General features: G+C 59.3%; 17 protein-coding genes. 8 read left to right on the forward strand and 9 right to left on the reverse strand.

Annotation, left to right across the window (positions count from 1 at the left end; all coding sequences use genetic code 11):
• Nucleotides 1-79: 79 nt before the first annotated feature.
• Nucleotides 80-1,627, forward strand: coding sequence for a helicase HerA-like domain-containing protein (locus tag ACR0NJ_RS09245; RefSeq protein ID WP_480816841.1), 1,548 nt, complete (start codon nucleotides 80-82; stop codon nucleotides 1,625-1,627).
• A 30-nt stretch (nucleotides 1,628-1,657) separates the two neighbouring features.
• On the opposite strand, the gene ACR0NJ_RS09250 is transcribed toward ACR0NJ_RS09245, so the two are convergent.
• From ACR0NJ_RS09250 to ACR0NJ_RS09280, 7 genes are all read right to left on the reverse strand, one after another.
• Nucleotides 1,658-1,909, reverse strand: a complete 252-nt coding sequence (locus ACR0NJ_RS09250) for a hypothetical protein (protein WP_480816842.1) — start codon at nucleotides 1,907-1,909, stop codon at nucleotides 1,658-1,660.
• A 189-nt stretch (nucleotides 1,910-2,098) separates the two neighbouring features.
• Nucleotides 2,099-3,412 carry a branched-chain amino acid ABC transporter permease gene (locus tag ACR0NJ_RS09255; protein ID WP_480816843.1) on the reverse strand — a complete coding sequence of 438 codons (1,314 nt, stop codon included), beginning with the start codon at nucleotides 3,410-3,412 and terminating at the stop codon, nucleotides 2,099-2,101.
• The gene (locus tag ACR0NJ_RS09260; RefSeq protein ID WP_480816844.1) at nucleotides 3,409-4,419 is read right to left on the reverse strand and encodes a branched-chain amino acid ABC transporter permease; all 1,011 of its coding nucleotides are present in this window, start codon (nucleotides 4,417-4,419) and stop codon (nucleotides 3,409-3,411) included. The genes ACR0NJ_RS09255 and ACR0NJ_RS09260 overlap by 4 nt, the downstream gene beginning before the upstream one ends.
• Nucleotides 4,419-4,844 carry a hypothetical protein gene (locus tag ACR0NJ_RS09265; protein WP_480816845.1) on the reverse strand — a complete coding sequence of 142 codons (426 nt, stop codon included), beginning with the start codon at nucleotides 4,842-4,844 and terminating at the stop codon, nucleotides 4,419-4,421. Before ACR0NJ_RS09265 ends, ACR0NJ_RS09260 begins: the two co-directional genes overlap by 1 nt.
• A 2-nt stretch (nucleotides 4,845-4,846) precedes the next feature.
• A complete protein-coding gene (locus ACR0NJ_RS09270; RefSeq protein WP_480816846.1) occupies nucleotides 4,847-5,677 on the reverse strand; it encodes an ABC transporter ATP-binding protein in 831 nt (276 codons plus the stop codon).
• Nucleotides 5,674-6,462 carry an ABC transporter ATP-binding protein gene (locus tag ACR0NJ_RS09275; protein WP_171121450.1) on the reverse strand — a complete coding sequence of 263 codons (789 nt, stop codon included), beginning with the start codon at nucleotides 6,460-6,462 and terminating at the stop codon, nucleotides 5,674-5,676. The genes ACR0NJ_RS09270 and ACR0NJ_RS09275 overlap by 4 nt, the downstream gene beginning before the upstream one ends.
• Nucleotides 6,463-6,588: 126 nt before the next feature.
• Nucleotides 6,589-7,770 carry an ABC transporter substrate-binding protein gene (locus ACR0NJ_RS09280; RefSeq protein ID WP_480816847.1) on the reverse strand — a complete coding sequence of 394 codons (1,182 nt, stop codon included), beginning with the start codon at nucleotides 7,768-7,770 and terminating at the stop codon, nucleotides 6,589-6,591.
• Between the two features lie 160 nt (nucleotides 7,771-7,930).
• Here ACR0NJ_RS09280 and ACR0NJ_RS09285 point away from each other — a divergent pair, with 160 nt between their 5' ends.
• Nucleotides 7,931-9,025: a PQQ-dependent sugar dehydrogenase gene (locus ACR0NJ_RS09285; RefSeq protein WP_480816848.1), complete on the forward strand. Its 1,095-nt coding sequence runs from the start codon at nucleotides 7,931-7,933 to the stop codon at nucleotides 9,023-9,025.
• Here the strand turns inward: ACR0NJ_RS09285 and ACR0NJ_RS09290 are convergent.
• A complete protein-coding gene (locus ACR0NJ_RS09290) occupies nucleotides 9,022-10,026 on the reverse strand; it encodes a GlxA family transcriptional regulator (RefSeq protein ID WP_480816849.1) in 1,005 nt (334 codons plus the stop codon). The genes ACR0NJ_RS09285 and ACR0NJ_RS09290 overlap by 4 nt on opposite strands.
• 169 nt (nucleotides 10,027-10,195) lie before the next feature.
• Between ACR0NJ_RS09290 and ACR0NJ_RS09295 the strand changes: the two genes are divergently transcribed.
• Nucleotides 10,196-11,566 (forward strand): class II 3-deoxy-7-phosphoheptulonate synthase, encoded by a 1,371-nt coding sequence (locus ACR0NJ_RS09295; RefSeq protein WP_480816850.1) that lies wholly within the window; start codon nucleotides 10,196-10,198, stop codon nucleotides 11,564-11,566.
• A gap of 53 nt (nucleotides 11,567-11,619) precedes the next feature.
• Here ACR0NJ_RS09295 and ACR0NJ_RS09300 read toward each other — a convergent pair whose 3' ends face one another.
• Nucleotides 11,620-12,240, reverse strand: a complete 621-nt coding sequence (locus ACR0NJ_RS09300; RefSeq protein WP_480816851.1) for a PAS domain-containing protein — start codon at nucleotides 12,238-12,240, stop codon at nucleotides 11,620-11,622.
• Nucleotides 12,241-12,539: 299 nt separating this feature from the next.
• On the opposite strand from ACR0NJ_RS09300, the gene ACR0NJ_RS09305 reads away from it, so the two are divergent.
• The 5 genes from ACR0NJ_RS09305 (at nucleotide 12,540) to ACR0NJ_RS09325 (ending at nucleotide 16,922) form a co-directional block, all read left to right on the forward strand.
• Nucleotides 12,540-13,430 (forward strand): YicC/YloC family endoribonuclease, encoded by an 891-nt coding sequence (locus ACR0NJ_RS09305; RefSeq protein ID WP_480816852.1) that lies wholly within the window; start codon nucleotides 12,540-12,542, stop codon nucleotides 13,428-13,430.
• Between the two features lie 17 nt (nucleotides 13,431-13,447).
• Nucleotides 13,448-14,089 (forward strand): guanylate kinase, encoded by a 642-nt coding sequence (gene gmk, locus ACR0NJ_RS09310; protein WP_480816853.1) that lies wholly within the window; start codon nucleotides 13,448-13,450, stop codon nucleotides 14,087-14,089.
• Nucleotides 14,086-14,610: a gamma carbonic anhydrase family protein gene (locus ACR0NJ_RS09315; RefSeq protein WP_480816854.1), complete on the forward strand. Its 525-nt coding sequence runs from the start codon at nucleotides 14,086-14,088 to the stop codon at nucleotides 14,608-14,610. Before gmk ends, ACR0NJ_RS09315 begins: the two co-directional genes overlap by 4 nt.
• Nucleotides 14,611-14,640: 30 nt before the next feature.
• Complete coding sequence (locus ACR0NJ_RS09320) at nucleotides 14,641-15,687, forward strand: sensor histidine kinase (RefSeq protein ID WP_480816855.1); 1,047 nt, start codon at nucleotides 14,641-14,643, stop codon at nucleotides 15,685-15,687.
• Between the two features lie 194 nt (nucleotides 15,688-15,881).
• The gene (locus ACR0NJ_RS09325; protein ID WP_480816856.1) at nucleotides 15,882-16,922 is read left to right on the forward strand and encodes a PstS family phosphate ABC transporter substrate-binding protein; all 1,041 of its coding nucleotides are present in this window, start codon (nucleotides 15,882-15,884) and stop codon (nucleotides 16,920-16,922) included.
• Nucleotides 16,923-16,985: the final 63 nt, after the last annotated feature.

Consider the following 16,985-nt stretch of genomic DNA (forward strand, 5'->3'; position numbering starts at 1 on the left):
GAAGGCAGCGATTGGACTATGGCAGTCAATGGTTAAGTTTGTATGCTGGTGCCGGATCGGTGGACATTAAGGCGGACATATGAGCGATAAGGTTTTTGTAGGTGGCGCGGGTCAGGACTATGCTGAGCCGCAGGGTCTTGCGCTGAAATACGCCAATCGCCACGGTTTGATCGCGGGGGCAACAGGGACGGGCAAGACGGTCACGCTGCAGATCCTTGCCGAGGGCTTTTCCGCTGCTGGCGTTCCGGTCTTTCTGTCGGACATCAAGGGTGATCTGTCGGGCCTGGCCTTGCCGGGCAGCGAAACCCACAAGCTGCATCAGGCGTTTCAGGACCGGGCCACGCGTATCGGCTTTGCCGATTTCGCCTACGCAGCCTGCCCGGTCACGTTCTGGGACCTGTTCGGCGAACAGGGACATCCGGTGCGCACCACAGTGACCGAGATGGGGCCCTTGCTGCTCTCACGTCTGATGGAGCTCAGCGAGGCGCAGGAAGGTATTCTGAACATTGCCTTTCGTGTGGCCGATGAAGAGGGGATGCCGCTGCTGGACCTCAAAGATCTGCAGGCCTTGCTGGTCTGGATTGGCGAGAACCGGGCGCAATTGTCCTTGAGGTACGGCAACGTCTCGACCGCTTCGATCGGTGCGATCCAGCGGCGCTTGCTGGTGCTGGAAAATCAGGGCGGTACAAAGCTGTTTGGCGAACCGGCGCTCGATCTGGCCGATCTGATGCGCAGGGATGAAAACGGGCAGGGGATGGTGAACATCCTTGCCTCGGACAAGCTTATGGGATCGCCACGCCTCTATGCGACGTTCCTTCTGTGGCTGCTGAGCGAGTTGTTCGAGGAACTGCCCGAGGTCGGTGACCCCGACAAACCCAAGCTAGTGTTCTTCTTTGACGAGGCGCATCTGCTGTTTGACGACGCGCCCAAGGTGCTGGTCGATAAGGTTGAACAGGTCGCGCGTCTGATCCGGTCAAAAGGGGTTGGCGTGTATTTTGTCACCCAGAACCCGGCGGACATCCCCGAGGATATTCTGGGCCAGTTGGGCAACCGCGTCCAACATGCGCTACGCGCCTTCACGGCCCGCGACCGGAAAAACCTGCGTCTGGCGGCGGAAACCTATCGAGAGAACCCGGACTTCGACACCGAAACCGCCATTCGTGAGGTCGGAGTGGGTGAGGCGGTCACGTCGATGCTGCAGAAGAAAGGCGTGCCGGGCGTGGTTGAACGCACTTTGATTCGACCTCCGGGGTCTCAGTTGGGGCCGATTTCCGATGCCGAACGGAAGGCCATTTTGCAGGCGTCCCCGATGGCTGAAAAATATGACAAACCGGTTGATCGAAAGTCGGCCTTCGAAATCCTGCATGCCCGCGCCGAGGCCGCCGCAAAGGAAGCTGAGGCCGCCGAGGCCGAAGAGGTGTTGGACCTGCAAACGCCGATGGAGCGCGAGTACGCCTCGGCCCGCAGGTATTCCGGCAGCCGGGTCGGGCGGTCCTCCTCCCGGAGTGTGCGCAGGAAAGACACGTTCGCTTCGGCGGTGGGAGAGGCCGTGATTAAAGAACTGAAAGGCACGACCGGACGCAGGATCGTGCGCGGTATTCTGGGTGGGCTGTTCCGTAATCGGTAAGTGCCGAAGAAGGCACCCGATAGGCGTGCATCACCGATTCAAGCGACGCCGACCCTCTTCCTGGCAAAAGGCATCTGCCTCGGCCACTGACATTTTGGTTGCAGGATAGTCAATCGCCCGGTCCCAAATCACGCGGTCTTGGCGATAAAGCTGACAGGTGACAACGCCTTTGGCGGTCGGCACTTGAACCGGCGCGGTTTCAAGGTCCTCGGGCGAGGGCACGCAGGCCGTGAGGGCCGCGACGACCGGCAGAAGGATCGGGAGGAGGAGTGGTTTTTTCATTGCGTTAACATCTACTCTTATCAGTGAGCGTTCATGATCGTTACGGATCGGCCAGTTTCGTGTGAGCGAGCGCCGGACAGACCGCACCAAAACAACAGAGCGGTGCACCCGTTTATTCAAAAATCCCTTCTGAATCAAGAAACCGCGCCCTCTTTCAGGCGCGGTTCCCGAATTTGGGAGGATTTTAGCCTATTTTTCGGGAATTAACCCTCTTGGGCTGAATCTAAGGACAATCAGCAGGATCAGCCCCATGGTAAACAACCGCATATGGGCTGCGCTTTCGACCAGATGCGCCTTGAGCGCACTGCCATCTGGCATTCCGGCGGTAATCAGGTTCATCACCCAAAGGCCAATGGGTTCCACCTGAACCCACAGGAACCAGATCAGGAACGCACCAAGAACGGCGCCGAAGTTGTTGCCCGATCCGCCGACGATCACCATCACCCAGACCAGAAAGGTAAAACGCAGAGGATTATAAGTGCCCGGAGTCAACTGGCCGTCCAGCGTTGTCATCATCGCACCGGCAATGCCGCAAATGGCCGAGCCCAGAACGAAGATCTGCAAGTGGCGGCGGGTGACATCCTTGCCCATCGCCTCGGCAGCAACCTCATTGTCGCGAATGGCGCGCATCATGCGGCCCCAAGGGCTTTTGAGTGCCATCTGCGCCATCCACAGCAACAGAAGCAGCACGATCAGGAACAGCAGCGAATAGCCCAGCTTGACCGACAGCGTCGAGGCCGTGACCGGATCAATCCCAAACCATTCCGCACGGGCGAGGAAGGATGGGTCTTGCTGCAGTTCGACCTCATACCCCACAACGGGCGAGGGGCGCGGGATGCCGTAGACGTTCTTGACGCCCCGGGCCAGCCAGTCTTCGTTTTTCATGATCGCAATGATGATCTCGGCAATGCCCAGCGTGGCAATCGCCAGATAGTCCGAACGCAGGCCCAGCGCGGTCTTGCCGATCAGCCACGCGGCACCGGCGGCCAGCAAACCTCCGGCAGGCCACGCCAGCAGAACCGGCAGGTTCAGACCGCCGATATTGCCTGCGATGGCGGGATCGATTTCCTCAATCGCCGCGATGCTGGGATCGAAGATTGCCCGATAGGCGAAAAACCCGACGACAAGGATGCCGATGATCGCCAGCGTCTGCACACGCCCTTTGGGCATCATCTGCGCCACCATCACTGCCGCCACAACCGTCGCCGCCCCCAGCAGCAGGGCCAGCACGACGCCATAGCCGCCCGCCGACCAAGCTCCGGGTGTCGGCGGGGTCGAGACCAGCACAACCGCCAACCCACCAAGCGCGACAAATCCCATGACGCCGACGTTGAACAGCCCGGCAAAGCCCCATTGCAGGTTCACCCCGATCGACATGATGGCCGAGATCAGCCCCATATTCAGGATCAGGATCGCGGCATTCCAGCTTTGCGTGAAACCGGTCAGCAGGATCAGCCCGCCGACGACGACGAAAAGCAGCGTATTTCTGACGGGCTCGCTCATATCACTTTCCCCTTGAACAGGCCCGTGGGCTTGAACAGCAGCACGATCAGCAGGATCACGAAGCTGACGGCGAATTTGTAATCGGTGGACAGGAACTGGACGAGGCCCGAGGGCTCAAGGCTTTCGGGTGCCAGATATGTCAGCACCTTTTTCCAGGCATAGGTGATGGTGACCTCGGAAAACGCGATGATGAACCCGCCTGCGATGGCCCCGATAGGGTTGCCGAGGCCTCCGACAATGGCCGAGGCAAAGATCGGCAGCAGCAGCTGGAAATAGACGAAGGGTTTGAAGCTTTTGTCCAGCCCGTACAGCACGCCCGCCGTAGTCGCCAGCGCGGCGACGATGATCCATGTGATCATCACCACACGCTCGGGATTGATGCCGGACAGCAGGGCCAGATCCTCGTTATCTGAGTATGCGCGCATGGATTTACCTGTGCGCGTCTTGTTCAGAAACCAGAACAAAAGCACCACCGCGGCAACCGCCACGATCACGGTAATTCCCTGAGAGGTCTTGATCGCCAGCCCCTCGCGCAGACCGGTCATCGCCTTGAAATCCCTTGCTGAGACGATGAACCGCGCACCGTCCGAAAAGCGCTGGTCATCGGGCCCGATGATGAACCGCACAAGGCCATTCATTATGAACATCACGCCCATCGAGACGATGACCAGAATGACCGGTTTGGCTTTTTGGTCTCGATAGAACCTGTAAACCAGCCGGTCGGTGATCAGCACCAGAACGATACAGCCCAGAATAGCAAAGGGCAGGGCCAGCAAAGCGGTCGGCAGCGGCCCGAAACTGACCCCTGCGGCCTGCAGGCCCCACGTGACCAGCACAGCGATCATCGCGCCAAAGGCCATCGTGTCGCCATGGGCAAAGTTCGAGAACCGCAGGATGCCATAGATCAGCGTCACCCCCAACGCGCCCAGCGCCAACTGGCTGCCATAGGCGATTGCGGGAACAAGAACGAAGTTGGAGAGCGCCACAAGGGCGTTAAGGAAGTCCATTAGTACAAACCTCCGCGAATGGCGCTGCAACTGAGTTTTGTCATCTGATTAGACAGAAACGCATTGTGACCCCAGTTACTTATCGAGATTAGGTTTATACCAAACGCGTCAGCAATTTCACCGTTGGGCACGATAACGGCAAAATAGTCGGGTTTAGGATTTTGTTTGATGTATGTTTCGGCTTGAGCGTAATTTTCAAAGTACCCGAGTTTGATACGTCGATCTTCTTTTCCTTCTAAGAAATAGTCGCCGTTCTCACGGCTCAAAACCAACGATGAAAGTGGCAAATTTGCTCGAACGCAAATTTGTTTTTCGCACGCAGCGTACATGCTGCAATTTGCCGGATACCCGGATTGGTCCCAAGCGGCCAAAAGAGTGGATGTCTGAAGCAGCGAAACAATTGCTATTGTGAGAAAAAGTCTCATCCTCACCCCCCCAAGAAACTTTTACGCACTTCGGGATCGGCCAGCAGTTCCTTGCCGGTGCCGGTATAGGCATTCCGCCCCTGAACCAGCACATATCCCTTGTCCGCGATCTCCAGAGCCTGACGGGCGTTCTGTTCGACCATCAGGATCGGCAGCCCGGTGCGGGACACCTCGATGATCCGATCGAACAGCTCATCCATCACGATGGGCGAGACACCGGCGGTGGGTTCGTCCAGCATCAGCACCTTCGGCTGAGTCATCAGCGCGCGGCCCACGGCGACCTGTTGGCGTTGACCGCCCGATAGCTCTCCGGCGGCTTGGTTGCGCTTGTCGCGCAGGATGGGAAACAGGTCATAGACCTGCTCCATCGTCTGGCTGATGTCGTCGCGGCGGATGAAAGCGCCCATCTCAAGGTTTTCTTCCACCGTCATCGAGGTGAAGATGTTCGACGTCTGCGGCACAAAGCCCATCCCGCGCATTACCCGATCCTGTGGAGTGAGGGCGGTGATATCCTCTCCGTCCAGTCGCACCGCACCAGATCGCACGTCCAGCATCCCGAATACGGCTTTCATCGCGGTCGATTTGCCCGCTCCGTTGGGGCCGACGATCACCGCGATCTCGCCCTTGTCGACGGCGATGGTGCAATCGTGCAGGATGTCCGGCCCTTTGCCATAACCGCCAGTCATGGTGTCGCCGATCAGAAAGGGGCCGCCCTCGACCCGATGCGTCTCACCGCTTTTGCGATGAGCGGGGGTCATGGTGCCCATGCCCTTTGGGTTGGTGATCGAGAGGTCCTTGTTGCCCTTGTCGTCCTGATAAGGATTATCGCTCACGCCCCGGCCTCCAGCTTGTCTTTGTTCTTGAGGCCGGTGCCCAGATAGGCTTCGATCACGTGCTCATTGGCCTTGATCTCGTCCAAGGTACCCTCGGCCAGAACCTTACCCTCGGCCATACAGATGACCGGGTCGCAGATTTTGCCGATGAAATCCATGTCGTGTTCGATCACGACGAAGGTATAGCCGCGTTCCTTGTTCAGACGCAGGATCGTGTCGGCGATGGTCATCAAAAGGGTGCGGTTCACGCCCGCGCCGACTTCGTCCAGAAATACGATCTTGGCGTCCACCATCATGGTGCGGCCCAGTTCCAGCAGTTTCTTCTGACCGCCCGAAACCTGACCGGCCTTGTGATCGGCCAGATGTTCAATGGTCAGGAATTCCAGAACTTCGTCGGCCTTGGCGCGCAACGCGCGTTCCTCATCGGCGATGCGCTTGCGGCCAAACCATGTGTTCCACAGCGATTCACCGGATTGTGCGCCGGGCACCATCATCAGGTTCTCACGACACGACATCGACGAAAACTCATGCGCGATCTGGAAGGTGCGCAGCAGGCCCTTGTGAAACAGCTCATGCGGGGGCAGGCCGGTGATATCCTCACCATCCATGTGGACCTTGCCGCTGGTCGGCGGAAGAACGCCGGCGATCACATTGAACAGAGTGGTTTTTCCGGCCCCGTTCGGCCCAATCAGACCGGTGATCGAGCCCTTTTGGATTTCCAGCGATGCCCCGTCCACCGCATGAAACCCGCCGAAATGCTTGTGCACGTCTTCGACGACGATCATTTTTTCCCCTAGCCGCCGTTTACCGGCGTTGTTGCCCATCCCCCTGTAAGAGGTGCGGCCTTTTGTCATTGAAACAGCCCGGACACAAGGCCCGGGCTGCTTGTTTTTATGACTGTTAACCTCGGATCAACGGAAGTTGACTGTCTTGTTCTCGCCGTCGGTCACCTCGATCTCACGGTAGGAACCCGCGCTTTCGCCGGGGCCGATCAGCTCAACGCCGGACGCGCCGACATAGTCGATCTCCTGACCGGCAGCCAGCAGTTCCAGACCCTTGGCCAGTTCGCCGGGATAGATTTTTTCGCCCGGGGCATTGGCGACGTCCATGATCTTCGCGCCATAGTCCGCAGGGCTGGTCGAGCCTGCGGCCTGCATCGCCAGCATGAACAGCGCGGCTGCGTCATAGCTTTCCGGCGAATAGGGCGACGAGCCGTCGAAACCGGCCGCTTCGGCCATGGCGAAATACTTCTCGGCACCTTCACCACCCGAACCGGCGATCTGACCGAACGAGCCATTCAGGTCGGGGCCCACATTGTTGGGCAGCGAGTCACCGATCATGCCGCCGGGCAGACCGAACGTGTCAAACGCACCGCTGTCCAAGGCCGACTGGATGATGCCCAGACCGCCCTGATCCAGATAGCCCGCAACGACCAAAATGTCGCCACCGGCCGAGGCCAGCGCGCCAACTTCGGCCGAATAGTCGGCCTTGCCGTCTTCGTGCGCTGCGACGATGGTCACTTCACCCCCCGCTGCTTCAAACGAGGACTGGATCGCGTCCGCCAGACCCTTGCCATAGTCGTTGTTGGTATAGGTCAGAGCGATCGAACTGATGCCACGATCGTTCAGGATGTCGGCCATCACTTCACCTTCGCGCGCATCCGACGGGGCGGTGCGGAAGAACAGGCCGTTATCCTCCATGGTCGACAGACCGGGTGAGGTGGCCGACGGAGAAATCATGACCATGCCATTCGGAATCGCCACGTTTTGCAGGATCGCGCCAGTCACGCCCGAGCAGTCGCCGCCGATAATACCGGCAACGCCATCTGCGATCATGCGCTCACCGTTCGAGGTGGCGAGACCGTTGTCGATACACCCGGTGTCGGCGCGCGAGGCGGTCACTTTGGCGCCGTCCAGCAGCTTGCCGGATTCGGTGACCTCGGCCATTGCCATCTCGGCACCCGAACCCATTGCGGGGGCCAGCGATTCAATCGGGCCGGTGAAGCCGAAGAGAACGCCCAGCGTGACATCCTCGGCCATTGCGGTGCCCGAAAGCAGAGCGGTTGCTGCAGTTGCTGTAAGCAGCTTTTTCATATGGTTACTCCCTGTTATGAACGTATTCGTTCTGGGCACGACCCTAGGCAAGCTGTTCGGAAAAGAAAAGTCCTAACGGAAAAGTGTTTTTCCAGCCAAAGACCCTATTTGTTCAGATGGGTTTCGCAGGCGAAGACGCGCCATTTGACGGAGGGTTAAGATGATCCGGGCATTCGTGATAATCGTTCTGGCGTGGGCCAGTATGGCCACGGCGGAGACACTGCAAACCGCTGAAGGGCCGGTGCGCGTTACGAAAGTGGTGGGCGGGCTGGATACGCCCTGGGCGGTCGGCATTCTGCCCGATGGCAGCTTTCTGGTCACCGAACGGGAAGGGGAAATCCTCTACGTCAATGGCTCCGAGATCCAGCGCGTATCGGGCGTTCTGAAAGTTGCCGCTTCGGGGCAGGGCGGTTTGTTGGACATCACAATCGCGCGGGATTTTGATCGCAGTCGCGAGGTGTTTCTGACCTTCTCGAAACCTCAAAGCGGCGGTGCGGGAACGGCCCTTGCCGTGGCGCGCCTGTCAGAAGACGGCAAGCGGCTGACGAATCTGCGCGTGATTTTCGAGGCTGTGCCGGGCGGATCAGGTGGTCGGCACTTTGGCTCTCGGGTGGTCGAGGCGCAGGACGGCACGCTTTACCTGACGATTGGGGACCGGGGCGACCGGCCCTCGGCGCAGGACCGGGCGACAGTGATGGGGTCGGTGATCCGCGTCGCGCGGGATGGCTCGGTTCCCGCTGACAATCCGTTTGTTGGACAGTCCGGCATACGCCCGGAAATCTGGTCTTATGGCCATAGAAACCCGCAGGGCGCGGGGCTGGATGCACGCGGCAGGCTGTGGGTTTCCGAGCACGGCGCGCGTGGCGGGGATGAGATCAACCTTGTGCTAAAAGGCGCGAACTATGGCTGGCCCGTGATCTCATACGGCACCCACTATTCCGGCCAGAAGATCGGTGAAGGTACGTCGAGACAGGGCATGGAGCAGCCCGAATTCTACTGGGACCCGTCCATCGCGCCGTCCGGCCTAATGGTGTATTCCGGCAAGCTTTGGCCGCATTGGAAGGGCGACATATTCGTGGGCTCGCTCAAATTCGACTACATAGCGCGCCTTGCCGGTTCGCCGCTGCGCGAGGTCGAACAGATCAAAGGCCCTCAGACAGAACGTGTTCGCGACATCGTCGAAGCGCCCGACGGGTCGATATGGTTCATTTCGGTTGGGCAGGGCGCGGTCTACCGCATGACGCCCGAGGGCTAGACCGACAGCCGCCCGCTCTGCGCCCCGCGTTCCCGATAGGGCGTGGTGTTGTAATGCGCGCGGTAGCATTTCGAGAAATGGCTGGGCGACGCGAACCCGCAGGCGAGCGCTACGTTGATGACGCTCATATCGGTTTGCATCAGCAGGTTGCGTGCTTTGTGCAGCCGCAACTCCATGTAATACCGCTTGGGCGACCGGCTCAGATAGCGGCGGAAAAGGCGTTCCAGCTGACGGGTGGACATACCGACATCCTTGGCCAGGATCGAGGGCGAGATCGGTTCCTCGATGTTTTTCTCCATCATCAGAATGACCTGGCTCAGCTTGGGGTGGCGCACGCCGATCCGCGTAGGCGTGGACAAGCGCTGAGTGTCCTGATCCGTGCGGATCGAGGAATAGATCATCTGATCGGCCACGGCGTTCGCAAGATCCTCGCCATAATCGTCGGCGATCAGCTTTAGCATCAGGTCAATCGACGATGTTCCGCCTGCCGTTGTCATCCGGTTGCCGTCGACAAGAAACACCGATTTTGTCAGTTCCACACTGTCGAATTCCTCGGCGAAACTGTCCGAGTTTTCCCAGTGGATCGTCGCTTTCTTCCCGTCCAGCAACCCGGCCTTGGCCAGTGTATAGGCGGCGGTACATAGCCCGCCCACTTTGACGCCCTTGCGCGCCTCGCGGCGCAGCCAGTTCAGAACGCGCTTGGTCGTGGCGGCCTGAACATCGACGCCGCCGCAGACCATGATCACCTCATCGCGCTGCAACTCGCCTAAATCGGCGTCCAGCTTAAAGGTCGTCCCGGCCGAGCAAGACACAACCTCGCCACCTTCCCCGGCCAACGTCCACGTGTAGATCGTGCGGTCGGCCATACGGTTGGCGATCCGCAGGCTGTCCAGCGCCGAGGCAAAGGACAAAAGCGAGAACTTGTCCAGCAGGACAAAAACGAAATTGACGGGCTTGTCTGTGCTTCCGTCCACTGTGACAACTTGGCGTTGCTCTTGCATGGCGATTTGTCCTTTATTCGACGCCTTGTGACGGTGCGTCCGGCGACAGATATGGCAGCCACCATGATCAAAGCTTGTTTGCGTCGTCAAGAGGCGCAAATGGGATATGGTCACTCATCAAAGCTTTTTGTATAGAGACCCTCTGAATACTTCAGCGGAGATCAAAGCTATGACCGAATGGCAAAAAACGAACTGGCGCAACAAGCCCCGGGTTCAGATGCCAGACTATACCGACGCGGCCGCGCTGGCCAAGGTCGAGGCCCAGCTTTCGCAGTATCCCCCGCTGGTCTTTGCGGGCGAAGCGCGACGGCTCAAGCAACATCTGGGTGCCGCTGGCCGTGGTGAGGCGTTCCTGCTGCAGGGCGGGGATTGCGCTGAAAGCTTTGAACAATTCAGCGCGGACGCGATCCGGGACACGTTCAAGGTGATGCTGCAGATGGCGATGGTGTTGACCTATGGGGCTAAGGTTCCAGTGGTCAAAGTGGGCCGTATGGCGGGTCAGTTCGCCAAACCGCGCAGCGCCCCGACCGAGGTTGTGGATGGTGTGGAATTGCCCAGCTACCGTGGTGACATCATCAACGAATTGGCCTTCACGCCGGAGGCGCGGATTCCGAATCCGGGTAAGATGCTGCAGGCCTACACACAGGCGGCGGCTACGCTGAACCTGCTGCGTGCCTTCTCGACCGGCGGTTTCGCCGATATGAGCCATGTGCATTCCTGGACCCTGGGCTTTGCCGACGGTCAGGACGTTCAGAAATATTCCGAGATTGCTGACCGCATTCAGGATTCGATTGATTTCATGGGCGCTGCAGGCATCACCGCAGACACCACCCATGAATTCTCATCGGTCGAGTTCTACACCAGCCACGAAGGCCTGCTACTGGAATATGAAGAGGCGCTGACCCGTCTCGATTCCACCTCGGGCAACTGGCTGGCAGGCTCGGGTCACATGATCTGGATTGGCGACCGCACCCGTCAGCCCGACGGCGCGCATGTTGAATTCGCACGCGGCGTTCTGAACCCGATTGGTCTGAAATGCGGCCCGACCACGACCGCCGAGGACCTGAAAGTTCTGATGTCCAAGCTGAACCCCGAAAACGAAGAGGGTCGCCTGACCCTGATCGCCCGGTTCGGCGCGGGCCAGGCGGGTGAGCATCTGCCGCGTCTGGTCAAGGCCGTCAAGGAAGAGGGTGCGAAGGTCACCTGGGTCTGCGACCCGATGCACGGCAACACGATCAAGTCGGCCACGGGCTACAAAACACGCCCGTTTGACTCGGTGCTGCGCGAGGTGCGCGACTTCTTCGGTGTACATCAGGCCGAAGGGACCATCCCCGGCGGCGTGCATTTCGAGATGACCGGTCTGGACGTCACCGAATGCACCGGCGGTGTGCGCGCCGTGACCGAAGAGGACCTTTCGGACCGCTACCACACCGCCTGCGACCCGCGCCTGAACGCGTCGCAGTCGCTGGAACTGGCCTTCCTTGTGGCAGAGGAACTGACCAACCTGCGCCGGAACGGTTCCAAGCGCGCCGCAGGCTGATCGCAGATACAGATGAAAAGGAAACGGCGGGCCGATGGCTCGCCGTTTTTTCGTCAGTCGTCGCGTGAATAGATCAGCCGCAGATGGCTGGAGGGGGCTTTGAAATCAGCCTGATCTTCGGCGAAGCCTTCGGCCTCCTGAACGGTGGGCTTTGCAGGGGCCTGAATCTCGGAAACAGCTTTGATCCGCGTATCCGCGATGGAAAAGCGGCGCGGCGTGGGGCCGATGGTGCCGTCGCTGACCATAACGCCCAAAGCCCGGCTGACATCGCCCAGATCGCTTTTCAGCGGCAACAGGATCATGCGCGCCTGCAGACGCGGGCGCCCCATCGCGCCGCTGGACACCAGCCCAAGCTCGGCAATGGCCGGAGCCGCGAAAACCTGCTCCAGCGTGTCCTTGATGGCCACGCGCCCTTCGGGTTCAAAGAATGAGGTCAGCGGCATCCCGCGCACCTCCATCCCCGCCAGCTTGTTCATGTGGCTTCCGGCCAGCCGAAACCGCGCCAGACCGGGCGCGATGCGTTCCAATATGAACGTATATTCCAGAACATTCTCTAACCCGCGCGGGTCGATCTGCGACCGCATCGGCACACCGTCACCGGTTAACAGGGCGGACCAATAAGCCTCGGCCTGTCGGATCGGCGAGAGGCTGCGCCCACTGTCAAAGCGATCCATTGCGACGATCTTTCCAATTTCTGACCCGGAACCAATCCCGAAAAAGGTTTTCATTTTCATAACCCTAGCATCAACCGATCACCATTTTAGTAGAATGCAACGCATCGGGTGCATCTATGGCGCAACTGCATGTCCTGTCGCGAGATTGACACGGGTTAAGTCTATTTTGGAGCAATTCCTTAACGAATGGTTAACCACTGCAGAAGATTTGCTTTCTCAGCAGAGTCTTGCCCTGCATGGCTCAATAGCATTAGGTGCAGCAAGCGGGCAGCAGTAGGGCAGATTAAGGAAGGGCAGTCATGATCAAATCCATGACCGGGTTCGCCGCAGGCAAGGGCGAGTTCGGGCCGCATAGCTGGACGTGGGAATTGCGCAGCGTGAACGGCAAAGGTCTGGACATGCGCATCCGTGTGCCCGAGTGGCTGACAGGGCTTGAAGCCGCCTTGCGCGCGACGCTGTCCAAATCGCTGAGCCGGGGTAACGTCACCCTGTCGATGCGGGTCAGTCGCGATGAATCTACGCCCGATCTGGCGCTGAACGAAACCGCCATGACCGCCGCGCTGGATGCGTTGAAGCAAACACAGGACATGGCCGCCGCGGGTGGTATCACGCTTGCGCCGTCCTGCGCCGCTGATCTGCTGGCCATGAAGGGCATGATGGAAGCAGGGGCTGAGGCCGACGACCCGGCCCCTCTGGTCGCGCATCTGACCAAGGAGTTTGCTCCGCTTCTGGCCGCCTTCATCGAGATGCGCGGGAAAGAGGGTGAGGCTTTGGCCGGGGTCCTCACCGCCCAGTTGGATCAGGTCGCGGCGCTGACCGCGCAGGCGGCTGATCTGGCCGAAAAGCGCAAGGACAAGATGGCTAACGCTCTGTGCGAAAACCTCGCCCGTGTGATGGACAATGCGCAGGGGGCAGACCCAGACCGGGTGGCGCAGGAACTGGCACTGATCGCGGTCAAGGCCGATATCACCGAGGAGATCGACCGCCTGACCGCCCATGTCGCGGCAGCCAGTGATCTGCTGACCCAGAACGGCGCGGTTGGACGCAAGCTGGATTTCCTGATGCAGGAATTCAATCGTGAGGCCAACACGCTGTGCTCGAAAGCGCAAAGCGCTGAGCTGACCTCGGTCGGGCTGGAGCTGAAGGCCGTCATCGACCAGATGCGCGAGCAGGTGCAAAATGTTGAATAATAAAGGAAACCAGTGACATGGCGGATCGTCGCGGCCTACTCATCATCCTGTCCTCGCCCTCGGGCGCGGGCAAATCCACTCTGGCCCGCCGATTGATGGCTTGGGACACCGATCTGGAATTCTCAGTGTCTGCAACAACCCGCGCGCCGCGTCCAGGCGAAGAACACGGGCGCGAATACTACTTCCTGACGGAAGACGCCTTTAAACAGCAGGTCCGCGATGGGCAAATGCTGGAACATGCGCATGTCTTCGGAAACTTCTACGGCTCGCCCGCCGGTCCGGTGCGCGACTCGATTAATTCGGGGCGCGATGTCCTGTTTGACGTGGACTGGCAGGGCGAGGTTCAGATCCGCAATTCGGATCTGGGCAAACACGCGCTGTCGATCTTCATCCTGCCGCCCTCGATCCCCGAATTGCGCCGTCGGTTGGAAACGCGCGGGCAGGACAGTGAGGACGTAATCGCCAAGCGGATGCTCAAAAGCTGGGATGAGATCAGCCACTGGGGCTATTACGATTACGTTCTGGTCAATGACGATCTGGATTCCACGGAAGAAAAGCTAAAAACGATTGTCAGCGCCGAGCGTATGCGCCGCATTCAGCAACCGTCATTGCAGGACCACGTCCGGCAACTGCAAAACGAATTCGAGGGGCTGTCATGACCATCTACGCTTTGGGAGACAACACACCGCATATTCACGAGGACACCTGGGTCGCGCCGGATGCCAATCTGATCGGTAAGGTGGTTCTGGAGCAGGGCGCGTCGGTTTGGTTTGGCTGTACGATCCGCGCCGATCACGAGGAAATTCGTGTGGGGCAGGGCAGCAATGTGCAGGAAAACTGCGTCATGCATATCGACGCGGGCTATCCACTGACGATCGGGGCGAACTGCACCATCGGCCACAAGGTCATGCTGCATGGCTGCACGATTGGTGACAACACGCTGATCGGAATGGGAGCCATTGTTCTGAACGGGGCCAAGATCGGCAAAAACTGCCTGATCGGCGCGGGCGCTCTGGTCACAGAAGGCAAGGAAATCCCTGACAACTCGCTGGTCATGGGATCGCCCGGCAAGATCGTCCGCGACGTGGATGAGGCGATGGCGCAGAAGTTGACGCTCAGCGCGTTGCACTATCAGGAAAACATGCGCAAGTTTCGCGAAACTATGAAGCCCGTAGGCTAGGGCGCGGGTATTCATCGCTGAGTAACGAAAATGTCTGATGACCTGCTTGCCGAATTTGTCTCGGCCATTCCGATGCCCGCTCTGATGGTCGATCAAACCGAGCGAATTATTGCGGCCAATATCGATGCCAGAATCTTGCTGGGACAGAACATCGAAGGCAGGCATTTCGCCACGATCCTGAGGCAGCCTCAGGTCATCGAAGCGATGGAGCAAAGCCTGCGCACCAAGGGCCGGTCCGAGACCCGGCATCTGTCGAACGACGGCGCGCAGGACACGACATTTGACGTTCAGTTCCGGTACATGAATGGGGTCGGCGCTGTGTCAGGCGGTGCCTCTCTGGTGATCTTTCAGGACGTCACACATCTGGAGCAGGCAAGCCAGATGCGCCGCGATTTTGTGGCCAATGTCAGCCATGAATTGCGGACCCCGCTGACCGCGCTGATGGGGTTCATCGAAACTCTGCGCGGCCCTGCGCGCGATGATGAGGCGGCGCGGGATCGGTTTCTGCAGATCATGGCGGATGAAGCCAATCGGATGAACCGTCTGGTTGGCGATCTTCTGTCCCTCAGCCGGGTGGAAAGCAATGAACGCATTCGGCCGAAAGAACAATTGGAACTGACGGGCCTTCTGCAATCCACCTTGAATTCGCTGAAACCGCTGGCCGAAGATGCAGGTGTGACCTTGTCGCTAAGCGCACCGCACGATCCGGTCCTGCTGGCGGGGGACAGTGATCAGTTGCGGCAGGTGTTTACCAACCTCGTCGAAAACGCGATCAAATATGGCGGCAGTGGTGGCAGCGTCGAAATGCGTATTGCTTCCCTGGAACGAGACACCGCCATGCGCGGTCCGGCTGTGCGCGTTCAGATTATCGACAAGGGTCCGGGGATCGATCCCGTTCATCTGCCCCGACTCACCGAGCGATTCTATCGCGCCGACAGCCACCGCTCGCGCGAACTTGGGGGGACGGGGCTTGGGCTGGCCATCGTCAAGCATATCGTCAATCGCCACCGCGGGCGTCTGCGCGTTGAGAGTGAGGTTGGGAAAGGCTCTGTTTTCACAGTGATTTTGCCCCGGTGAGCGTCGTTTCGTCGTCCGGATAGCGCCGTTCGCAGAATGGTGATGGGACGTTGATGACAGGAAAAATGAAGTAAATCTAATCTTGTCATAAAAGCGTTACACACTTGTCACAAAAGGCTTACGCACGGCCCCTAGGGGGATGCCCAGGATCATCATGGGGGTGATCAGATTGTACCTTTTTCAGGGAGACTGAAATGTCCTTTGTAAAACTGTCGGCTTCGGCACTTGCCATCGCTGCCGTATCGGCCACAACCGCTGCCGCACGTGACAACGTTCAGGTTGCAGGCTCGTCGACTGTGCTGCCTTACGCTTCGATCGTCGCAGAACTGTTCGGTGAAAACACCGACTTCCCGACACCGGTTGTGGAATCGGGTGGCTCGTCCGCTGGTCTGAAGCGTTTCTGCGAAGGCGTTGGCGAAAACACCATCGACGTTGCAAACGCGTCGCGCGCAATCCGCGAAAAAGAAATCAAAGCTTGTGCCGAAAATGGCGTGACCGACATCATGGAAGTCCGCATCGGCTATGACGGCATCGTCTTTGCCAGCCAGCAGTCGGGCCCTGCCTTCACCGCGTTCCAGCCGGCTGACATCTACAACGCCATCGGCGCAAAGGTCATGAATGACGGCGCTCTGGTCGACAACAGCTTCAACACCTGGGCCGAATTCAACGGCGACCTGCCTGACGTTGAGATTGCCATGTTCATCCCGGGTACCAAGCACGGCACCCGTGAAGTGTTCGAAGACAAGGTTCTGCTGGCAGGCTGTGAAGCCACCGGTGCCATGGAAGCCATGGTTGCAGGCGGCATGAGCGAAGATGACGCCGAAGACGCATGCCTGGACGTCCGCACCGATGGTAAGTCGGTCGACATCGATGGCGACTACACCGAAACTCTGGCCCGTATCGACACCAACCCGAACGGCATCGGCGTGTTTGGTCTGGCGTTCTACGAGAACAACACCGACAAGCTGAAGGTTGCCACCATGGGCGGTGTTGCACCATCGACCGAGACCATCGCCTCGGGTGAATACCCCGTGTCGCGCCCGCTGTTCTTCTACGTCAAGAAAGCGCATATCGGCGTGATCCCGGGCCTGAAAGAGTACGCGCAGTTCTTCACCCATGATGAAATCGCAGGCGGTTCCGGCCCGCTGGCCAACTATGGCCTGGTCGCCGATCCCGAGCTGGCCAAAACTCAGGACGCGATTGCAAACGAAGTGACCATGGGCTCGGGCAGCTAAGCCTGATGTTCGTCTGACGTATTTGGGGGCGGCCACGGGTGTCGCCCCCAAACATCTTATTGA

The organism is Ruegeria sp. F11 (assembly GCF_056533855.1).